Here is a 20,157-nt window from a genome sequence, read left to right as displayed (position 1 = left end):
TTATTAAGTTATTTATTATTATGATACGCAATTTAAAATAAAACAACACTTTTTTATAGTTGTATCTTAAAAAAGTCAGTGTAATATTATATTAATAATTTGTTATTAATCATGATAACCAATTAAAAACTTTGATAAATTGAAGAAAGGGTAATTACATATTAGAATGATGATATAACAACGTTCATTAATTATGGCGTGTTTATGGGCATATAAACAAATCATCATTTCTTAATGATTAACTAGGAATTTAAACTGAAATATTCACAAAAACGTAAATATTGGCTATAATAGTTTATGAAAGCCGTTTCATTATGAAATAGAAAAGGGGAATATATATGGCAGAGTTACAAAAAGGTTTAGAAGGGGTAATTGCAGCAGAAACTAAAGTGAGCTCTATCATTGATAGTCAACTTACATATGCTGGCTATGAAATTGATGATTTAGCCGAAAATGCTGAATTTGAAGAAGTAGTCTTTTTATTATGGCATTACCGATTACCTAATAAAGAAGAATTACAATCATTTAAAGAAAAACTCTTTAACTATATGACATTAAATCCTAGAGTTTATAATCATTTTAAAGAGTACGCTACTAGTAATGTACATCCTATGACAGCATTAAGAACATCAGTGTCTTACGTTGCGCACTTTGATGAACATGCTGAGGATGAAAGTGAAGATCAAACGATGGAACGTGCAGTACGTATTCAAGCTAAAATCGCTTCACTTGTTACAGCATATGCTAGAGTTAGAGAAGGTAAAGAACCTGTTAAACCTAGCAGTGATTTAAATTATGCTGGTAATTTCTTATATATGTTACGTGGTGAATTACCAACAGATATCGAAGTTGAAGCATTTAATAAAGCATTGGTATTACATGCAGATCATGAGTTGAATGCTTCTACCTTTACTGCAAGATGTGCAGTGTCTTCATTATCAGACATGTATTCAGGTATTGTAGCAGCCGTCGGTTCTTTAAAAGGTCCATTACACGGTGGGGCAAATGAGCGTGTAATGAGTATGTTATCAGAAGTTAAGTCTATTGATGATGTAGATGAATACATTGATAATAAAATTAAAAATAAAGAGAAAATAATGGGATTCGGTCACCGTGTATATAAAAATGGTGATCCAAGAGCAAAATTCTTAAAAGAGATGAGTAGAAAGATTACATCCGAAACAGGCCAAAGCCAGTTATTTGATATATCTGTAAAAATAGCTGATAAAATGAAAGAAGAAAAAGGCCTTATTGCTAATGTGGATTTCTATAGTGCAACTGTATATCACAGTATGAATATTGAACATGATTTATTCACACCTATTTTTGCAGTTAGTAGAACTTCAGGTTGGATTGCACATATTCTTGAACAATATAGAGATAATAGAATTATGCGTCCAAGAGCACAATATATTGGTGAAACTAATAGAACTTATGAACCAATTGAAGAAAGATAATCACGAATTAACATAAATAAAACAATTCAAATGATGGAGGTATTTTTACATGGCAGGAGAAAAAGTAGTAAAAACAGCAGAAGGGTTAACTGTACCAAATAATCCTATCATTCCTTATATTATCGGTGACGGTATTGGACCAGATATTTGGTCAGCTGCTAGTAGAGTCATTGACGCAGCCGTAGAACAGGCTTATAACGGTGAAAAGAAAATTGAATGGAAAGAAGTACTTGCAGGTCAAAAAGCTTATGATGAAACAGGCGAATGGTTACCACAAGAAACTTTAGATACAATCAATGAATATTTAATTGCAATTAAAGGACCACTTACTACACCAATCGGCGGAGGTATTCGTTCATTAAACGTTGCACTACGTCAAGAACTTGATCTATTTACTTGCTTAAGACCAGTACGTTGGTTCCAAGGCGTACCTTCACCAGTTAAACGTCCGGAAGATACTGATATGGTTATTTTCCGTGAAAACACAGAAGATATCTATGCTGGTATTGAATTTAAAGAAGGAACACCAGAAGTTAAAAAATTAATCGATTTCTTACAAGATGAAATGGGTGCTAAAAATATAAGATTCCCAGAAACATCAGGCATTGGTGTGAAACCAGTTTCAAAAGAAGGTACAGAGCGTTTAGTTCGTGCAGCGATTCAATATGCTCTAGATAATGATCGTAAATCTGTAACTCTAGTTCATAAAGGTAATATTATGAAATTTACTGAGGGTGCTTTCAAACAATGGGGCTATGATTTAGCACATAATGAATTTGGTGATAAAGTCTTTACATGGCAACAATATGATGAAATTGTTGAAAAAGATGGTAAAGAAAAAGCTAATGAAGTTCAAGAACAAGCTGAAAAAGACGGTAAAATTATCATCAAAGATTCCATTGCAGATATTTTCTTACAACAAATATTGACACGTCCTGCAGATCACGATGTAGTAGCTACGATGAATCTTAACGGTGACTATGTGTCAGATGCGTTAGCAGCACAAGTTGGCGGTATTGGTATTGCACCAGGCGCAAATATTAACTATGAAACTGGCCATGCGATATTTGAAGCTACACACGGTACTGCACCAAAATATGCTGGTTTAAATAAAGTAAACCCATCATCTGAAATTTTAAGTGCTTCATTAATGCTTGAGCACCTAGGTTGGCAAGAAGCAGCTGACAAGATTACTGAGTCTATCGAAAAAACAATTGCTTCAAAAGTCGTTACTTATGACTTCGCACGTTTAATGGATGGTGCAAAAGAAGTATCTACATCTGAATTCGCTGATGAATTAATCAAAAATATTAAATAAAATGACAATAAATAACAATAAAGAAGTATTTTTCTAAGGAAAATAAATACTTTAGCTTAAGAGCGAGAATATGAAATCATGATTATTATGATTTCTATCTCGCTCTTTTATTTTGATTAAAATATATTTTACGAGCAAGCAAATCTTAGCAAAATATAATTTAAACGAAAGATTTAATAGTTAGAATATAAAATTAATGTTAAGGTATTATTAAAATCAGGAATAATAAGTATATTCAATACCAGTTATTGATTCATTGAAGAATAGTTTATGTAGACGATACAAATTCTTTGTGCTTTCTTTACAAATAACTAATTATTTTCTATTTATTAAGTTTATGTAAAAATACTTTTAAGTATGTTATTTTTATTAAAATTTACGTTATAATTAATTTGTAATCATAAATTTGGAGGTATACTATGTCACAAAAAGTACTTGTAGTAGATGATGAGCAATCAATTGTAACCTTGTTAAAATATAATTTAGAGCAAGCTGGATATATCGTGGATGTTGCCTATGATGGTGAAGAAGCATTAGAAAAAGTGAATGCTGTAAATCCAGAATTGGTTGTATTAGATGTTATGCTTCCTAAAAAAGATGGAATCGAAGTTTGTAAAACGATCCGATCTGATAAAAATTTAGTGCCAATTTTAATGTTAACTGCTAAAGATGATGAATTTGATCGTGTGTTAGGTCTAGAACTTGGTGCAGACGATTATATGACTAAGCCATTTTCACCGAGAGAAGTGGTAGCTAGAGTTAAAGCCATTTTAAGACGTTCTGCCATGATCAATGAAGCAGTACCAGTTGAAAATGATGAAGATGATATTTTAATTGGTTCTATCAGAATTAGACCAGAATATTTTGAGGTTTACCGTGGTGATGAATTATTAGAACTCACACCTAAGGAATTTGAACTGTTACTATACCTTATTGAAAGACAAGGCAGAGTAATTACACGTGAGCATATGCTAAACTCTGTTTGGAATTACGAATTTGCAGGTGACTCAAGAATTGTGGATGTACATATAAGTCATTTAAGAGATAAATTGGAAGAGAACCCTAAGCAGCCTAAATTGATCAAAACAGTTAGAGGTTTAGGCTATAAATTGGAAAGACCTAAAGTCTAATGTTGAAGTTTCACCAAAGACTCTTATTTTTATTATGTACCATCGTTATCATTAGTTTTATTGCATTAGGTGCAATAATTACACATGTCATATACAATACAGTCATTTCAAGCCAACAAGGTGACTTAGAACACCAAGCACAACATTTAGTCAGTTTATACAATCATGATAAAACAGATGAAATCAAAGATATTGCAAAAAACGAAAATTTTACTTTGATACTTACTGAAGGTAACGATGAAGTATTTTCCACAAAATCAGGGACCCCATTTAATAATGATATTAATAATGAAGCGAATCCTTCCAAAATAATTTACGATAAAATAGGGGATGACCGTAGATATACTTTTAAAACTTCGATTAGAGATAAAGATGTGATTATCAGTGGTGTTAATAATCAAATACTAGAACTACAAATAGGTATATGGAAATATGTAGGTTTAATTGGATTATTTGTATTGGTTATTATTTTCTTTGTCGTGAGAAGCATTAATAGAACTTACATTAGACCGATAAATGAAGTTACATATGCAACAAACCTATTAGCCGAAGGTTATTATCATGTAAGGGTTCCAGAAAGTAATGTTAAAGAAACGAGAGAATTATTCGTCACCACTAATGAGCTAGCCAGAAGATTACAACGATTAAATCATAAACAAAAGTTACAATCTAATCGATTGAAAACAACGATAGAAAATATTCCTAGTTCAATTTTAATGATAGATAAATATGGTGAGATTGTAATTGCAAACAAATCATATTATGATGTGTTTAATCCTGAGAATGTTGTAGAACATAAAAGCTATATCGACTTTATAGATCCAGAGATTCAAAAGTTAATCGCCGAAGCATTTAAAGTTGAAAAATCAACTTATGATCAAATAGAGTTGACAATTGACCAAGTCCACCAAAAATACTTTGACACAGCATGTATTCCAATTTTATCTAAAAGTAAAAAGAATCTTTACGGTATGGTAGTTGTGCTACATGATATTACAAATTTGAAAAAATTAGAAAATTTAAGACGTGAATTCGTAGCTAATGTATCACATGAATTGAAAACACCTATAACTTCTATAAAAGGCTTCGCCGAAACACTTTTAGATGGTGCTAAAAATGATGAACAAACATTAAATGACTTCTTAAATATCATTTCTAAAGAATCGAATCGTATTGAAACATTAGTATATGACTTATTAGATTTGTCTCATGTTGAGCAACAAACACAATTAGAAACAGAACCAACAAGTTTATCTGAAATTGCTGAGTCAACAATGAAGCATATGCAAAATATCGCAGAAAGTAAAAATATAACAATAGTTAATGAGATTGAACCAGATATTATTATTGAGGCAAATAAAGATAAAGTTTCGCAAGTAGCACTTAATTTACTTTCGAACGCAATAAGTTATTCTAAAGTTTCTAGTCAAGTCATTGTGCGTGTTTTCAAAGAAGGTAATAAGCGTGTGCTTGAAGTTCAAGATTTTGGTATTGGTATTAGTAAGCAAGATCAAAAACATATCTTTGAACGCTTTTATCGTGTAGATAAAGCCCGCAGTAGAGATTCAGGAGGCACAGGTTTAGGCTTATCTATTACAAAGCATATTATGGAAGCCCATCAAGGTAGAATTAATGTGTTTAGTGAACCAGAAAAGGGTTCAACTTTTAGAGTCACATTTTTTGATTAAAATAATAACTACGACCGATTTAACCATAACCATCATAGGCCAAGGTTAATCGGTCGTTTTATTTTGTGTTAGTAAAAATAGAGTAAGAAAAACTCAAATTTATTAGAAATCATTGTTTTGTCCTATACAAAGAGAAAAGTGCTTGTGATTGAATAGGTTGGAAAGCTTCCTGTGATAGAGACGATAAACATGTGCATAGTGATGCTTAAACATTAAACTATAATATGTGGATTAGCAGTGACTGACAATAACATGGAGATTAATTGAAATAATTATTTTATCTCAACCTCATCGAATGAATACGGATTGACCTATAATTTATGATAAAATGGAAGGTAAATATGTGTTGGAGGTTAAAATATTGAATAAATTAATTTTAATTGATGGAAACAGTTTGAGCTTTAGAGCTTTTTATGCGTTACCATTATTACAAAATAAAGCTGGTATTCATACGAACGCCGTTTATGGTTTTGCAATGTTGTTGGAAAAAATTATAAAAGAAGAACAACCCACACATTTTTTAGTTGCTTTTGATGCTGGGAAAACAACATTTAGACATGCGCAATATAGTGAATATAAAGGTGGACGACAATCCACTCCTCCAGAACTTAGTGAGCAATTTCCATACGTTAGACAATTATTGGATGCATACCGTATCAAACGTTACGAATTAGAAAACTATGAAGCAGATGACATTATAGGTACTTTAAGCAAACAAGCTAATCATGAAAACTTCCAAACAATAATCATTACTGGTGATCGTGACTTAACACAATTAGCTACTGACGATGTTACAATCTATTACACTAAAAAGGGTGTTACAGATGTCGACCATTATACTCCAGAATTTATAGCTGAAAAATATAATGGTTTATCGCCGAAACAAATTATTGATATGAAAGGTCTAATGGGGGATAGTTCAGATAATATTCCTGGTGTGGCAGGCGTTGGAGAAAAAACAGCTATTAAACTATTAAACCAATTTTCCACAGTAGAAAATGTATACGAACATATAGATGAAGTTTCGGGTAAAAAATTGAAAGAAAAGCTTGAAAATAGTAAAGATGATGCTTTAATGAGTAAAACGTTGGCGACTATCAATTGTGATAGTCCAATTGAAGTATCATTAGAAGATACTAAATTGCCTGATCAATCAGATACTGATGACAAAATTGAACTATTTAAAAAATTAGAATTTAATCAACTCTTAGACCAGATGGATGCTTCAATTAATGACTCTGACGTTCAAGAGATGGATATTGAACTAGAAGATGATTTTACAAAAATTGATTTTAACTCATTAAAAACAGCAATCATCCATTTCGAGTTAGATGGTGCCAATTACTTAAAAGACAATATTTTGAAATTTGGCTTCTTCGATGGTCAACATTATGTCGTAGTTAATGCCGAACAACTTTCACAAAATCAGTCACTGGTTGCTTGGCTTGAAAATGAGAAGACTGAAAAAATCGTCTACGATGCCAAAAAGTCTTATATCGTAGCACATCGACTTGGTATTAATATTAAGCATATTGTGTTTGATGTGATGCTAGCAAGTTACATTATTGATCCTTCACGCACAATAGATGATGTGAATTCTGTGGTAGCAAACTATGGTCAGCATTATGTTCAATCAAGTGTAGCAATATATGGAAAAGGCAAGAAAAAACAAATTCCATCAGTTGACGTATTAAATCCTTATGTGGGAACTATTATCAACGCCATTAACCAAGTTAAACCAAAAATTCAACAACAATTGGATGACTATAATCAAACTGATTTATTACATGATTTAGAATTACCGTTGGCTCGTATTTTAAGTGAAATGGAAGAGACAGGTATTTATACTGAACTTAGTGAACTACAACAAATGGAAGTAGAAATTCAAAGTAAATTAGATGTCTTAATTGACAATATCTATGATGCTGCAGGTGAAAAGTTTAATATTAACTCACCAAAACAATTAGGTGTTGTATTATTTGAAACATTAAAATTACCTGTCATTAAAAAGACAAAGACAGGATACTCTACAGCGGTTGATGTATTAGAACAGTTACAAGGAGAACATCCAATCATAGAATATATTTTAGAATATAGGCAATTAGCTAAATTACAATCAACGTATGTTGAAGGCTTACAAAAAGTGATTGCTGAAGATAATCGTATCCATACTCGATTTAATCAAACATTGGCTCAAACTGGACGTCTATCATCAATCGATCCAAACCTTCAAAATATACCAGTACGTTTAGAAGAAGGTCGAAAAATTAGAAAAGCATTTAAGTCAAGTGATAAAAATAATGTTATCTTTTCAGCCGATTATTCACAAATTGAATTAAGAGTACTGGCACATATTACACAAGATGAAAGTTTGAAACAGGCGTTCATCAATGATGAAGATATTCATACAGCCACAGCAGTGAAAGTTTTTGACGTAGAACCTGAAAATGTTGATAGTTTAATGCGGAGACAAGCAAAAGCTGTGAATTTTGGTATTGTTTATGGTATAAGTGACTATGGATTAAGCCAAAGCTTGGGAATAACTAGAAAACAAGCCAAAAAATTTATAGATGATTATCTGGACAGTTTCCCTGGTGTTAAACAATATATGGAAGACATAGTTAAAGATTGTAAAGCGCAAGGTTATGTAGAGACACTGCTTCATAGAAGACGCTATATTCCAGATATTACAAGTAGAAATTTTAATTTAAGAAGTTTTGCTGAAAGAACAGCAATGAATACACCTATACAAGGAAGCGCAGCAGATATCATCAAACTTGCGATGGTTCATTTTGCTAACGAGGTTAAACATACAGATTTTCATGCTCAACTATTACTACAAGTACACGATGAGTTAATTTTTGAATTGCCAGAAGAAGAAGTAGAAGACTTTGAAAAATTTATTGAAAAGATAATGGATAATGCATTGAAATTAGATGTTCCATTGAAAGTAGAATCTAGTTATGGACAAACATGGTATGACGCGAAATAGAAAGAGGGGAATATGGTGCCTGAACTACCTGAAGTTGAACATGTTACAAGAGGGATAAGGCCTTTTGTAAAAGGGCAAAAAATTGAGGATATTATGTTCTCTGATAAAGTGATAGAAGGAAAAAATAATAATAAAGAAACGATTATTAAAGGGTTATCTTTAGATACATTTAAACATTATACTAAAGGCTACACGATTCATAATATTGAAAGACGTAGCAAATATATTGTTTTTTATATTGAAAATAGTTCGACACAAAGAATAATTATTAGCCATTTAGGTATGGCAGGTGGTTTTTTTGTCGTAGATCATTTAGAAGATATCAGTGCTCCCAATTATCGTAAACATTGGCATGTTATTTTTAAATTAGATAATGACAAACTCTTAGTTTACTCAGATATTCGGAGATTTGGTGAGATTAGAAATGTTGCTTCATTTGAAGGATATCCATCATTTTTAGAAATCGCACCGGAACCTTTTGAGAAAGAAGCATTACCACATTTTATGTCATGGTTTGATAAAAAATTATATCAAAATAAACCAATCAAACAAATGATATTAGACCATAGAGTAGTTTCAGGTTGTGGTAATATCTATGCCTGTGAAGCATTATATAGAGCAGGTATCCATCCAGCACGTATATCTAAAGATTTAAATTATCAAGAAAAAGAAATGTTATTTTATTATGTTCGAGAAGTGTTAGAAGCGGGTATTAAATATGGAGGTACCAGTATTTCAGATTATCTCCATGCAGATGGAAGTACAGGTACGATGCAACAACATTTAAATGTATATAAACAAAAGACATGTAAAGTGTGCGGAAATGATATTGAGACACAAATCATTGCAACACGTAATAGTCATTTCTGTCCTGTATGTCAAAAATGAAGGAAGAGTGAAATTATGCCTAAAGTTATTGGATTAACTGGTGGTATCGCATCAGGAAAATCAACTGTTTCAGAATTGTTAACAGCACATGGTTTTAAAATTGTTGATGCAGATATTGCATCACGAAAAGCTGTTGAAAAAGGTTCTGAAGGACTAGAGCAGGTGCGTTCAACATTTGGAGAAGAAGCAATCGATGAAGATGGTAATATGAACCGAGAATATGTAGGAGATATTATTTTCAACTATCCAGAAAAAAGATTAGAATTAAATGAAATCGTACATCCAATTGTTAGAACCATTATGGAACAAGAAAAAGAAGCATTTCTAAAAGATGGATATAATGTAATAATGGATATCCCATTACTTTATGAAAATGAACTACAAGATACAGTCGATGAAGTATGGCTTGTCTATACTTCTGAAAGTATCCAAATTGATAGATTAATGCAACGTAATGATATTTCTATGGAGGATGCAAAGGCACGTGTTTATAGTCAAATATCCATAGATAAAAAACGCAGAATGGCAGACCATGTTATCGATAATCGAGATTCTAAATTAGATTTAAAACAAAACTTAGAACAATTATTAACTGATGAAGGTTATATCGAAAGTGAAACAGGTCATTCGCAAGAAATTTAAATAACAATGTTTTTAAAATCATACTTATTTGATTCCTTCAAAGTGGACATTTAATAAATGAAAACTTTGGAGGGATTTTTTTGTATATCAATAATAATAAGGATAAAGATTTTTCTAAAATTAATCGTTTAGAAAACTACAATTTTAATTATTTTAAGTTTTTTAAATTTTTCTTTAAGAAAACGCTTTCGCATTTATCGATTTATGTTATACTAATTCCATAAAGTATAACACTAAAACGAGGGGTGCTTCGAATGACGACAAATATTGCAATTAATGGAATGGGTAGAATAGGAAGAATGGTATTAAGAATAGCGCAAAAAAATGAAAATATGAATGTAGTCGCGATTAATGCTAGCTATCCACCAGAAACAATTGCTCACCTAATCAATTATGATACAACACATGGTAATTTCGATTTAAAGGTAGAACCTATTGAGAATGGTATAAAAGTTGATGACCGTGAAATAAAACTTGTTGCTGACAGAAATCCAGAAAATTTACCATGGGGCGAACTTGATGTAGATATTGTAATTGAAGCTACTGGTAAATTTAATCACGGTGATAAAGCAGTCGCTCATATTTCGGCTGGTGCTAAAAAAGTGTTGTTAACAGGACCATCTAAAGGTGGAGATGTACAAATGATTGTTAAAGGTGTGAATAATGATCAATTAGACATTGAAAAATATGATATCTTTAGTAATGCTTCTTGTACAACGAATTGCATTGGGCCTGTGGCAAAAGTACTTAATGACCAATTCGGTATTCAAAATGGTTTAATGACAACAGTGCATGCTATTACTAATGATCAAAATAATATTGATAATCCACATAAAGACTTAAGACGTGCGCGTTCATGTAATGAAAGTATTATTCCTACTTCGACTGGAGCGGCTAAAGCACTTAAAGAAGTTTTACCTGAACTAGAAGGCAAACTACATGGCATGGCTTTAAGAGTGCCGACTAAAAATGTATCATTAGTTGATTTAGTGGTTGATTTAGATACTAACGTCACAGTAGAACAAGTTAATGAAGCTTTCAGAAATAACACATTAGAAGATGTGATTGCGACTGAAGATGCACCGCTTGTATCTATGGACTTTAACACAAATCCACATTCAGCCATTATTGATACACAAAGTACAATGATTATGGGTGAAAATAAAGTGAAAGTTATAGCTTGGTATGATAATGAATGGGGTTATTCAAATAGAGTTGTTGATGTTGCCGAAGAAATTGGTCAATTATTAAAAAATAATGTATCAACTGTTGTTAATTAATAGCCTAATTACTGTAAATATTTAATGTGGTTACTGCTTTGTAATTGCGTATTCAAGAAAATTAATTTATTGTTAACTTATATCTTTACCTCTCTTTAAAGTGAATGTGCATTTTCACTTTAAAGAGAGGTTTTATTTTAAATATGAAGGATTAAATGTATTTATTATAAATAAATAGAGTTATTGTGTAATACGATTCTTTTGTGGCATAACGATTTATAGTATAATGAATGGTAATCAAATTGAGAGGGTGGTAATTCGATGAAATGCCCGAAATGTAGTTCAACGCACTCTCGCGTTGTAGATTCACGACATGCTGATGAAGTTAATGCGATCAGACGTAGAAGAGAATGTGAACAATGTGGCACAAGGTTTACTACGTTTGAACATATTGAAAAAAGACCGTTAATCGTTGTCAAAAAAGATGGCACACGTGAACAATTTTTACCTGAAAAAATACTCAATGGTTTGGTGCGCTCATGTGAAAAAAGACCTGTGCGTTATCAACAATTAGAAGATATTACTAATAATGTAGAATGGAAATTAAGAGATGAAGGACGTGCCGAAATTTCTTCAAGAGAAATAGGGGAACACGTCATGAATTTATTGATGCATGTGGATCAAGTTTCTTATGTGCGATTTGCATCTGTTTATAAAGAATTTAAAGATGTTGATCAACTATTACAATCAATGCAAGGAATTTTAGCAGAAAACAAACGGAGTGATTCTTAAATGGGATTACAGTCCTATGATTATGGTTTAAGACCACAAGATGATTTCCACGTGTTGCGTCATTTTTATTTAAATCATAAACATTTAGAAATACTTAATAGATTATTTACGCCAATGATTGGCTCAAATGCTATTGGTTTGTATCATTATTTGAATCAGTTCGTAGAATTTGAACAAGATGTTGTCTTGACACATTATATTATTATGAATGAATTAAAAATAAACTTACTTGAATTCAGAAAGGAAATGGATTTGTTAGAAGGCATTGGATTATTAAAATCTTTTGCGCATCATTCTAAACAACACTCTTCTTTTGTATACAAGCTTGTACAACCACCATCAGCAGAGCAATTTTTTAATGATCCTATGTTATCTGTATATTTATATAGTCAAGTAAGTAAGCAACGCTACTTGCAACTGAAATCACATTTCGAGGATCAAATGACCATTGACTTAAGTCAGTACAAAGATGTGACGCGCACATTCATTGATGTGTTTAAAGTGCCTAACAAAGTACTGACTGAAGATACACAGATGATTGAAAGTGAAGAAACTTATGGTGGTGCAGATTTATCTAATGTAAATTTTGATTTTGAAGTACTTTATGATTTATTACAAAATCATTTTATTAGCACTAAAATAATTGATAGTGAAGCTAAAGCATTGATCACACAGATTGCGACCTTATATGGTTTAACACCAGAAGCAATGAAACGCATTATTTTAAAATCAATCACTAGTGCACAAGAGCTCTCTTTTGAAGAAATGCGTAAACATGCTAGAACGTATTACCTCATAGAACATGAGCAACAGCTTCCAAAATTAAAGGCTAAAAAATCAAATTATATAGATGGTGTCAGCACGGAAAAAAATAATATAACAGAAGATGATTCAAATCATTGGTTAAAACAATTAGACGAAACTAGCCCCATCGATATGCTTGCTTCGTGGTCAGAATCTGAACCGACGACGCAGCAAAAGTATATGGTCGAAGAATTAGTTGAAAGAGAACAACTACCATTTGGTGTAATTAATATACTTTTACAATTTGTAATGTTAAAAGAAGACATGAAACTTCCTAAAACTTATATCTTTGAGATTGCATCAAATTGGAAAAAAAAGGGTATCAAAACTGCAGAAGAAGCGTATCATTATGCTAAAAAGGTGAACCAACCTACATCCAAACAGTCAAATCAAACTAAAAATGGTAGTTATAAACCTAAACAACTCGTTTCTAGGGAAATGACACCTAAATGGCTAGAAGAACGAGATAGTAAAGAAACGAAAAATCAAAGTTTAGAAGAACTTAATAATCCAGATGAAGATGAAGCGTTAAAAAGAGACCGTGAAGCGTTGTTAAAACGATTGAATAGTAAGCGAGAGGAGGAATAATATATGAAGTCTTTCAATCATATTATGGGTGACTCTAAGGATTTAAGTCAGCGAATTGAAAAGATAAAAAAAGATGTTATCAATGATCCAGATGTCAAAATGTTTTTAGAGACACATCAATCAGAAGTAACTAATACAATGATTGATGAAGATTTGAATATTTTACAAGAATACAAAGATCAAGAAAAACATTATGATGGCCATGCCTTTAAAGATTGTCCGAACTTTGTTAAGGGTCATGTGCCTGAATTATATGTAGAAAATCAGCACATAAAAATTCGTTACCTACCTTGTCCATGTAAAATCAAACATGACGAAGAAAAATTTGATGCCCATTTAATTGCTTCACATCATATGCAACGAGATACATTAAATGCGAAATTAAGCGATATTTATATGGACAAAAGAGATCGTATAGATGTTGCAATGGCAGCAACCGATATTTGTGAAAAAATAGTAGAAAAAGCGCCACAAGTCAAAGGTTTATATATACATGGTCCTTTTGGAACTGGAAAATCATTTATATTAGGTGCGATTGCCAATGAATTAAAAGTTGAAAAAGTACCTTCTACGATTGTATATCTACCAGAATTTATTCGCACTTTAAAAGGTGGATTTAAAGATGGTAGTTTCGAATCAAGGTTAGCGAAAGTACGTGAATCACATGTGTTAATGTTAGATGATATTGGTGCTGAAGAGATTACACCTTGGGCAAGAGATGAAGTAATTGGCCCATTACTTCATTATAGAATGGTTCACGAATTACCAACGTTTTTTAGCTCTAACCTAAGCTTTGAAGAATTAGAATATCATCTTTCTGTTACGCGCAATGGTACTGAAAAAACAAAAGCAGCTAGAATAATGGAAAGAATTAAATCGTTAGCAACACCATATTTTTTGGAAGGCAAAAATTATCGTAACGATTGAATTATTAAAAAAATGTTGTATAATATAATTAAATCTAAATCAAGCGAAATAAAATGAAGACATGATAGATAATTTCATACTTCACAGAGAACCAATGTGTGATGAGAATTTGGTAAGTATCATTATCTGTTACTACTTCATGATAGATGTTCTAATCAACATCCGGCTCAAGACCGTTAACTTATGTAGAGTAAAGTATTTTTATCATTATAAAAATTACTTTAATTAGGGTGGTACCGCGAAGACCTCGTCCCTTTTAGGGATGGGGTCTTTTTGTTTTACGTTTGTAATATGACTATTTCGTGATGATTTAAGGCAAGTATAAATAGGAGGAATTTAAATGGATCAAATAAATATTACTTTTCCAGATGGTAATGCGAAAGCATTTGAAAAAGGAACTACTACAGAAGAGATTGCACACTCAATCAGTCCTGGTTTAAGAAAAAAAGCTGTAGCAGGAAAGTTAAATGGACAAATGATTGATTTAACAAGACCAATCGAAACAGATGGTGAAATTGAAATAGTTACACCTGGTAGTGATGAAGCATTAGAAGTTTTGCGTCACTCTACTGCACATTTAATGGCACAAGCTTTAAAGCGTTTATATGGAGATGTGAAATTTGGTGTGGGTCCAGTCGTTGATGGTGGATTTTATTATGATTTTGATATGTCTGAAAGCGTGTCATCTGATGATTTTGAAAAAATAGAAAAAACAATGAAACAAATCGTCAATGAAAACTATCCTATAGAACGAAAAGTAGTATCGAGAGATAAAGCGAAAACATTTTTTGCTGATGATCCGTATAAACTAGAACTAATAGATGCTATTCCAGAAGATGAAAATGTTACTTTGTATTCGCAGGGTGAATTCACTGATTTATGTCGTGGTGTTCATGTACCATCAACTTCAAAAATTAAAGAGTTTAAACTTTTATCAACTGCAGGCGCATATTGGCGTGGAGATAGTGATAATAAAATGCTTCAGCGTATATATGGTACTGCTTTCTTTGATAAAAAAGACTTAAAGGCACATCTTAAAATGCTAGAAGAACGCAAAGAACGCGATCACCGTAAAATTGGTAAAGAATTAGAACTATTCTCAAACAATCAATTAGTAGGTGCAGGTTTACCATTGTGGTTACCAAACGGTGCAACTATTCGTCGCGAAATTGAACGATATATTGTAGATAAAGAAGTAAGCATGGGTTATGATCACGTGTATACACCAGTGATGGCAAATGTAGATTTATATAAAACATCAGGACACTGGGATCATTATCAAGAGGACATGTTCCCAACTATGAAATTAGATGAAAATGAAGAAATGGTGTTAAGACCTATGAATTGCCCTCACCATATGATGATTTATGCGAATAAACCACATTCATATCGTGAATTACCAATTCGCATTGCGGAATTAGGTACAATGCATCGTTATGAAGCAAGTGGTGCTGTTTCTGGATTACAACGTGTTAGAGGAATGACTTTAAATGATGCACATATTTTTGTAAGACCAGATCAAATAAAAGAAGAATTCAAACGCGTTGTTAATTTAATTGTCGATGTTTATGAAGACTTTGGATTTGAAAATTATAAATTCCGCTTAAGTTACAGAGATCCTGAGGATAAAGAAAAGTACTTTGATGATGATGAAATGTGGAATAAAGCAGAGAGCATGTTGAAAGAAGCGGTTGATGAACTAGGTTTAGCATACGAAGAAGCTATTGGGGAAGCAGCCTTTTATGGTCCTAAGTTAGATGTTCAAGTACAAACAGCTATGGGTAAAGAAGAAACGTTATCTACGGCTCAATTAGACTTCTTACTACCTGAAAAATTTGAATTGTCATATATAGGAAAAGACGGTGAGCAACATAGACCTGTAGTCATCCATCGTGGTGTTGTTTCGACAATGGAGCGCTTTGTTGCATTTTTAACAGAAGAAACTAAAGGAGCTTTCCCTACGTGGTTAGCACCAAAACAAGTTGAAATTATTCCAGTAAACGTTGACTTGCATTATGATTATGCTCGACATTTACAAGACGAACTTAAATCACAAGGTATAAGAGTCGAAATAGATGATCGAAATGAAAAAATGGGTTACAAAATCAGAGAAGCACAAATGCAAAAAATCCCTTATCAACTTGTCGTTGGGGATAAAGAGATGGAAAATAATGAAGTGAATGTTAGAAAATATGGTTCGCAAGATCAAGAAACGGTTGAAAAAGAATCATTTATTTGGGATTTGGTAGATGAAATCAGACTTAAAAAACAAAGATAACCTTGAAAGTAATGTTGAAATCATGTATATTGAATCTTAGTGAAATAAAAAAATAAAAAAATTGAGTTAGAGGTTGCGTTTTTAATCAGTAACAATCTGTAAGCTATTTGGAGCGTATGTAGGATTTGTGAAAGGTAAAAATGCCGAAATCAAAAGTGACCATTTTTCACTATTGGTTGGGTCAGTTTTCGAAAGAGACTGGACTGTCACATATGTGATGTGCTACCTATATAAATGCTATGACTAAAATGGTTGCATATCTAATAGGTATGTAACCATTTTATTTAGGTTTAAGATTATTATTCATACTAAAACGGGAAATTTATAGCAAATTGGTTAAATAACATGTATATTCCGATGTAAAGGTTATTAATAACTATAAAAGTATAATTATAATCGCATAGTAAGTTGGCCTCTAAGTTTAAAGGAAAGGGAGCATCTATGGCAAAAGAAGTAAATCAAAATAATGGAGTTAAAAGAGGGCTAAAAGATCGTCATATATCCATGATAGCTATTGGTGGTTGTATTGGTACTGGTTTATTTATGACTTCTGGTGGTGCAATTCATGATGCAGGTGCCTTGGGTGCATTACTTGCATATGCAATTATTGGAGCAATGGTATTTTTCCTTATGACATCTTTAGGAGAAATGGCTACTTATTTACCTGTTTCTGGTTCATTTAGTACTTATGCTACGCGTTTTGTTGATCCATCACTAGGATTTGCATTGGGATGGAATTATTGGTTCAACTGGGTTATTACAGTTGCTGCAGATGTTACGATTGCTGCACAAGTGATTCAATATTGGACACCTCTTTCAGGTATACCAGCTTGGAGTTGGAGCTGTTTGTTCCTAATTATTATATTTGGACTAAACGCTTTGTCTGTTAGAGTTTATGGTGAAAGTGAATACTGGTTTGCATTAATTAAAGTTGTTACAGTTATCATTTTTATTGCCATCGGTCTACTTACTATACTTGGAATTATGGGTGGAGAATTCGTAGGTTTTGACACATTTTCTAAAGGCGGTGGCCCAATTCTTGGTGACGGCTTAGGTGGTAGTCTACTGACAATTCTTGGTGTATTCTTAGTTGCAGGCTTCTCATTCCAAGGTACTGAATTAATCGGTATTACAGCTGGTGAATCTGAAAATCCAGAACGAGCAGTACCTAAAGCAATTAAACAAGTATTTTGGAGAATATTGATTTTCTATATATTAGCAATTTTTGTAATTGGTATGTTAATACCGTATGATAGTCCTTCTTTAATGGGTGGTGGCGATGATATTGCTACCTCACCATTTACACTTGTATTTAAAAATGCTGGATTAGCATTTGCAGCATCATTTATGAATGCCGTTATCTTAACATCGGTATTATCTGCTGGTAATTCTGGAATGTATGCATCGACTAGAATGCTATACTCCATGAGTAAAGACAAATTAGCATATCCAGTTTTTGGTAAAACAAATAGAAACGGCGTACCGTATGTATCGTTAATTACGACAGCTGTGATTGTCGTGGGCATCTTTGTATTGCAACATTTGAGTGGTGATGCTTACGAATATATTGTTGCTGCAAGTGGTATGACTGGTTTTATCGCTTGGGTAGGTATCGCAGTCAGTCATTATAGATTCAGAAAAGCATTTGACAAGCAAAATTATGATAAATCTAAATTAAAATACAAAGCTAAACTATTCCCATTTGGCCCAATCTTTGCTGGTGTCCTATGTGTGTTAGTCATTATTGGACAAGACGTAGATTTTATCAAAACAGGTGACTTTAACCTGAACCGATTTATTATCACATATATGGGTATTCCAGTATTTCTAGCATTCTTTATTTATCATAAATTACGTTATAAAACGAAAATGGTACCATTAGAGAAAGTGAACTTACGACAAGACATAGATATGGACGAAATTAAACATAATTAAAATAAACTGTTGACTTATTTGAAGATAGTTGCTAAGATAGGTAATGTTGAATACGAAACGAACCAAGTAGAAGCTCCCGCTTCTCACCTGTAGCGACGCTAAATGCAGTTGGCAGGTCTATATATACATGAAAATATCATGTGTAGAGAAGAGCGGGTATATTATATACTCGCTCTTTTTGCTTGGGATAATTTCGTAAAAATCTTGGAGGTGTCAACCATAGCAAAAGATCAGACTCAAGTTAACGAAAAGATTCGCGCAAAAGAATTACGTTTGATAGGGCAAGACGGAGAACAAATTGGTGTTAAATCAAAATCCGAAGCCCTAGAAATGGCTGAAAGAGTAGGTTTAGATGTAGTCTTAATGGCTCCAAACGCTAAACCACCTGTTGCAAGGATTATGGATTACGGTAAATACAAATTCGAACAACAGAAAAAAGAAAAAGAAATGAAGAAGAAACAAAAAACAATCAACCTTAAAGAAATTCGCTTAAGTCCAACAATTGAGGAACATGATTTCCAAACTAAATTGAAAAATGGACGTAAGTTCTTAGAAAAAGGCGATAAATGTAAAGTTTCTATTCGTTTCAGAGGACGTGCGATTACGCATAAAGAAATTGGTCAACGAGTTTTAGAAAAATTCGCTGAAGAATGTAAAGATATCGCAACTATTGGGCAAAGACCTAAAATGGACGGTCGTCAAATGTTCATTATGCTTAACCCAATAAACGAAAAATAATATTAGATAATACAGGAGGAAATGAATCATGCCTAAAATGAAAACCCACCGTGGAGCTGCTAAACGTGTTAAAAGAACTGCTTCAGGTCAATTAAAACGTTCAAGAGCTTTCACTTCACATATGTTTGCAAATAAAACAACTAAACAAAAACGTAAATTACGTAAAGCTTCATTAGTGCACAAATCAGACATGAAACGTGTAAAACAATTATTATCTTATAAAAAATAATTGACGAGATAGCCTGAGAAACAGCGAAAAATTTAAGAATGTACACATTTTAAGGAGGAATTTATTATGCCACGAGTAAAAGGTGGAACAGTAACAAGAGCGCGTCGTAAAAAGACGATTAAATTAGCTAAAGGTTACTTTGGTGCAAAACGCACATTATATAAAGTTGCAAAACAACAAGTTATGAAATCAGGTCAATATGCTTTCCGTGACCGTCGTCAAAGAAAACGTGACTTCCGTAAATTATGGATTACACGTATTAATGCTGCAGCACGTCAACATGACATGAGTTATTCAAGATTAATGAATGGTTTGAAAAAAGCTGATATCGACGTAAACCGTAAAATGCTTTCTGAAATCGCGATTTCAGATGACAAAGCTTTTGGTGAATTAGTAGCAAAAGCTAAAGAAGCTTTAAAATAATTTTCAAATAAAGCCTGGGACACCATATTGTCTCAGGCTTTTATGTGGTATTGGCACTGCGTAAATACTTTATGATAGATATGCTTGTGTTAATACCTTTATAAGGTT

Annotated in this window: 16 protein-coding genes, 1 riboswitch and 1 other annotated feature; all 16 genes read left to right on the top strand. The window is 32.5% G+C overall.

Translation table 11 applies throughout. The annotated features are described in order from the left end of the window. Positions 1–338 precede the first annotated feature (338 nt). Positions 339–1,457, top strand: coding sequence for a citrate synthase (locus KA814_RS07090; RefSeq protein WP_064208851.1), 1,119 nt, complete (start codon positions 339–341; stop codon positions 1,455–1,457). Positions 1,458–1,506: 49 nt separating this feature from the next. Next, a complete protein-coding gene (icd, locus tag KA814_RS07085; protein WP_064208852.1) occupies positions 1,507–2,775 on the top strand; it encodes an NADP-dependent isocitrate dehydrogenase in 1,269 nt (422 codons plus the stop codon). Between the two features lie 419 nt (positions 2,776–3,194). After that, positions 3,195–3,905 carry a response regulator transcription factor gene (locus tag KA814_RS07080; protein WP_046206876.1) on the top strand — a complete coding sequence of 237 codons (711 nt, stop codon included), beginning with the start codon at positions 3,195–3,197 and terminating at the stop codon, positions 3,903–3,905. Further along, positions 3,905–5,593 carry a two-component system histidine kinase PnpS gene (gene pnpS / locus KA814_RS07075; RefSeq protein WP_064208853.1) on the top strand — a complete coding sequence of 563 codons (1,689 nt, stop codon included), beginning with the start codon at positions 3,905–3,907 and terminating at the stop codon, positions 5,591–5,593. Before KA814_RS07080 ends, pnpS begins: the two co-directional genes overlap by 1 nt. Positions 5,594–5,954: 361 nt before the next feature. Next, the gene (polA, locus tag KA814_RS07070) at positions 5,955–8,585 is read left to right on the top strand and encodes a DNA polymerase I (protein ID WP_064208854.1); all 2,631 of its coding nucleotides are present in this window, start codon (positions 5,955–5,957) and stop codon (positions 8,583–8,585) included. 15 nt (positions 8,586–8,600) lie between these two features. Further along, on the top strand, positions 8,601–9,473 hold the full coding sequence (gene mutM, locus KA814_RS07065; protein WP_064209119.1) for a bifunctional DNA-formamidopyrimidine glycosylase/DNA-(apurinic or apyrimidinic site) lyase: 873 nt from the start codon (positions 8,601–8,603) through the stop codon (positions 9,471–9,473). A 15-nt stretch (positions 9,474–9,488) separates the two neighbouring features. Continuing rightward, the gene (coaE, locus tag KA814_RS07060) at positions 9,489–10,115 is read left to right on the top strand and encodes a dephospho-CoA kinase (protein ID WP_046206879.1); all 627 of its coding nucleotides are present in this window, start codon (positions 9,489–9,491) and stop codon (positions 10,113–10,115) included. Positions 10,116–10,369: 254 nt separating this feature from the next. Beyond that, positions 10,370–11,395 (top strand): type I glyceraldehyde-3-phosphate dehydrogenase, encoded by a 1,026-nt coding sequence (gene gap, locus KA814_RS07055; protein ID WP_210122707.1) that lies wholly within the window; start codon positions 10,370–10,372, stop codon positions 11,393–11,395. A 261-nt stretch (positions 11,396–11,656) separates the two neighbouring features. Then, positions 11,657–12,127: a transcriptional regulator NrdR gene (gene nrdR / locus KA814_RS07050; RefSeq protein WP_046207668.1), complete on the top strand. Its 471-nt coding sequence runs from the start codon at positions 11,657–11,659 to the stop codon at positions 12,125–12,127. After that, the gene (locus tag KA814_RS07045) at positions 12,128–13,519 is read left to right on the top strand and encodes a replicative helicase loading/DNA remodeling protein DnaB (protein ID WP_064208855.1); all 1,392 of its coding nucleotides are present in this window, start codon (positions 12,128–12,130) and stop codon (positions 13,517–13,519) included. It begins immediately after the preceding gene. A gap of 3 nt (positions 13,520–13,522) precedes the next feature. Then, positions 13,523–14,446, top strand: a complete 924-nt coding sequence (gene dnaI, locus KA814_RS07040) for a primosomal protein DnaI (RefSeq protein WP_064208856.1) — start codon at positions 13,523–13,525, stop codon at positions 14,444–14,446. Between the two features lie 340 nt (positions 14,447–14,786). Further along, complete coding sequence (gene thrS / locus KA814_RS07035; protein WP_210122706.1) at positions 14,787–16,724, top strand: threonine--tRNA ligase; 1,938 nt, start codon at positions 14,787–14,789, stop codon at positions 16,722–16,724. A gap of 59 nt (positions 16,725–16,783) precedes the next feature. Next, positions 16,784–16,957, top strand: a riboswitch (Lysine riboswitch). Between the two features lie 208 nt (positions 16,958–17,165). Beyond that, on the top strand, positions 17,166–18,659 hold the full coding sequence (locus KA814_RS07030) for an amino acid permease (RefSeq protein ID WP_046207664.1): 1,494 nt from the start codon (positions 17,166–17,168) through the stop codon (positions 18,657–18,659). 58 nt (positions 18,660–18,717) lie between these two features. Continuing rightward, positions 18,718–18,846, top strand: a sequence feature (ribosomal protein L20 leader region). A 23-nt stretch (positions 18,847–18,869) separates the two neighbouring features. Continuing rightward, positions 18,870–19,397, top strand: a complete 528-nt coding sequence (gene infC, locus KA814_RS07025) for a translation initiation factor IF-3 (RefSeq protein WP_037539866.1) — start codon at positions 18,870–18,872, stop codon at positions 19,395–19,397. Between the two features lie 28 nt (positions 19,398–19,425). Beyond that, complete coding sequence (gene rpmI, locus KA814_RS07020; RefSeq protein WP_019468477.1) at positions 19,426–19,626, top strand: 50S ribosomal protein L35; 201 nt, start codon at positions 19,426–19,428, stop codon at positions 19,624–19,626. A 66-nt stretch (positions 19,627–19,692) separates the two neighbouring features. After that, positions 19,693–20,049: a 50S ribosomal protein L20 gene (rplT, locus tag KA814_RS07015; RefSeq protein WP_019468478.1), complete on the top strand. Its 357-nt coding sequence runs from the start codon at positions 19,693–19,695 to the stop codon at positions 20,047–20,049. Positions 20,050–20,157 lie beyond the last annotated feature (108 nt).

Source organism: Staphylococcus sp. GDY8P196P (assembly GCF_017891705.1).
Taxonomy (GTDB): Bacteria; Bacillota; Bacilli; order Staphylococcales; family Staphylococcaceae; genus Staphylococcus; species Staphylococcus ureilyticus.
This window is presented reverse-complemented; position numbering and strand designations above follow the sequence as displayed.

Excerpts from the sequence above, each read along its gene's own strand:
- pnpS (WP_064208853.1), top strand. The coding sequence starts at position 3,905 with ATGTTGAAGTTTCACCAAAGACTCTTATTTTTATTATGTACCATCGTT.
- rpmI (WP_019468477.1), top strand. The coding sequence starts at position 19,426 with ATGCCTAAAATGAAAACCCACCGTGGAGCTGCTAAACGTGTTAAAAGA.
- nrdR (WP_046207668.1), top strand. The coding sequence starts at position 11,657 with ATGAAATGCCCGAAATGTAGTTCAACGCACTCTCGCGTTGTAGATTCA.
- rplT (WP_019468478.1), top strand. The coding sequence starts at position 19,693 with ATGCCACGAGTAAAAGGTGGAACAGTAACAAGAGCGCGTCGTAAAAAG.
- KA814_RS07080 (WP_046206876.1), top strand. The coding sequence starts at position 3,195 with ATGTCACAAAAAGTACTTGTAGTAGATGATGAGCAATCAATTGTAACC.
- KA814_RS07045 (WP_064208855.1), top strand. The coding sequence starts at position 12,128 with ATGGGATTACAGTCCTATGATTATGGTTTAAGACCACAAGATGATTTC.
- KA814_RS07090 (WP_064208851.1), top strand. The coding sequence starts at position 339 with ATGGCAGAGTTACAAAAAGGTTTAGAAGGGGTAATTGCAGCAGAAACT.
- gap (WP_210122707.1), top strand. The coding sequence starts at position 10,370 with ATGACGACAAATATTGCAATTAATGGAATGGGTAGAATAGGAAGAATG.
- icd (WP_064208852.1), top strand. The coding sequence starts at position 1,507 with ATGGCAGGAGAAAAAGTAGTAAAAACAGCAGAAGGGTTAACTGTACCA.
- coaE (WP_046206879.1), top strand. The coding sequence starts at position 9,489 with ATGCCTAAAGTTATTGGATTAACTGGTGGTATCGCATCAGGAAAATCA.
- dnaI (WP_064208856.1), top strand. The coding sequence starts at position 13,523 with ATGAAGTCTTTCAATCATATTATGGGTGACTCTAAGGATTTAAGTCAG.
- thrS (WP_210122706.1), top strand. The coding sequence starts at position 14,787 with ATGGATCAAATAAATATTACTTTTCCAGATGGTAATGCGAAAGCATTT.
- KA814_RS07030 (WP_046207664.1), top strand. The coding sequence starts at position 17,166 with ATGGCAAAAGAAGTAAATCAAAATAATGGAGTTAAAAGAGGGCTAAAA.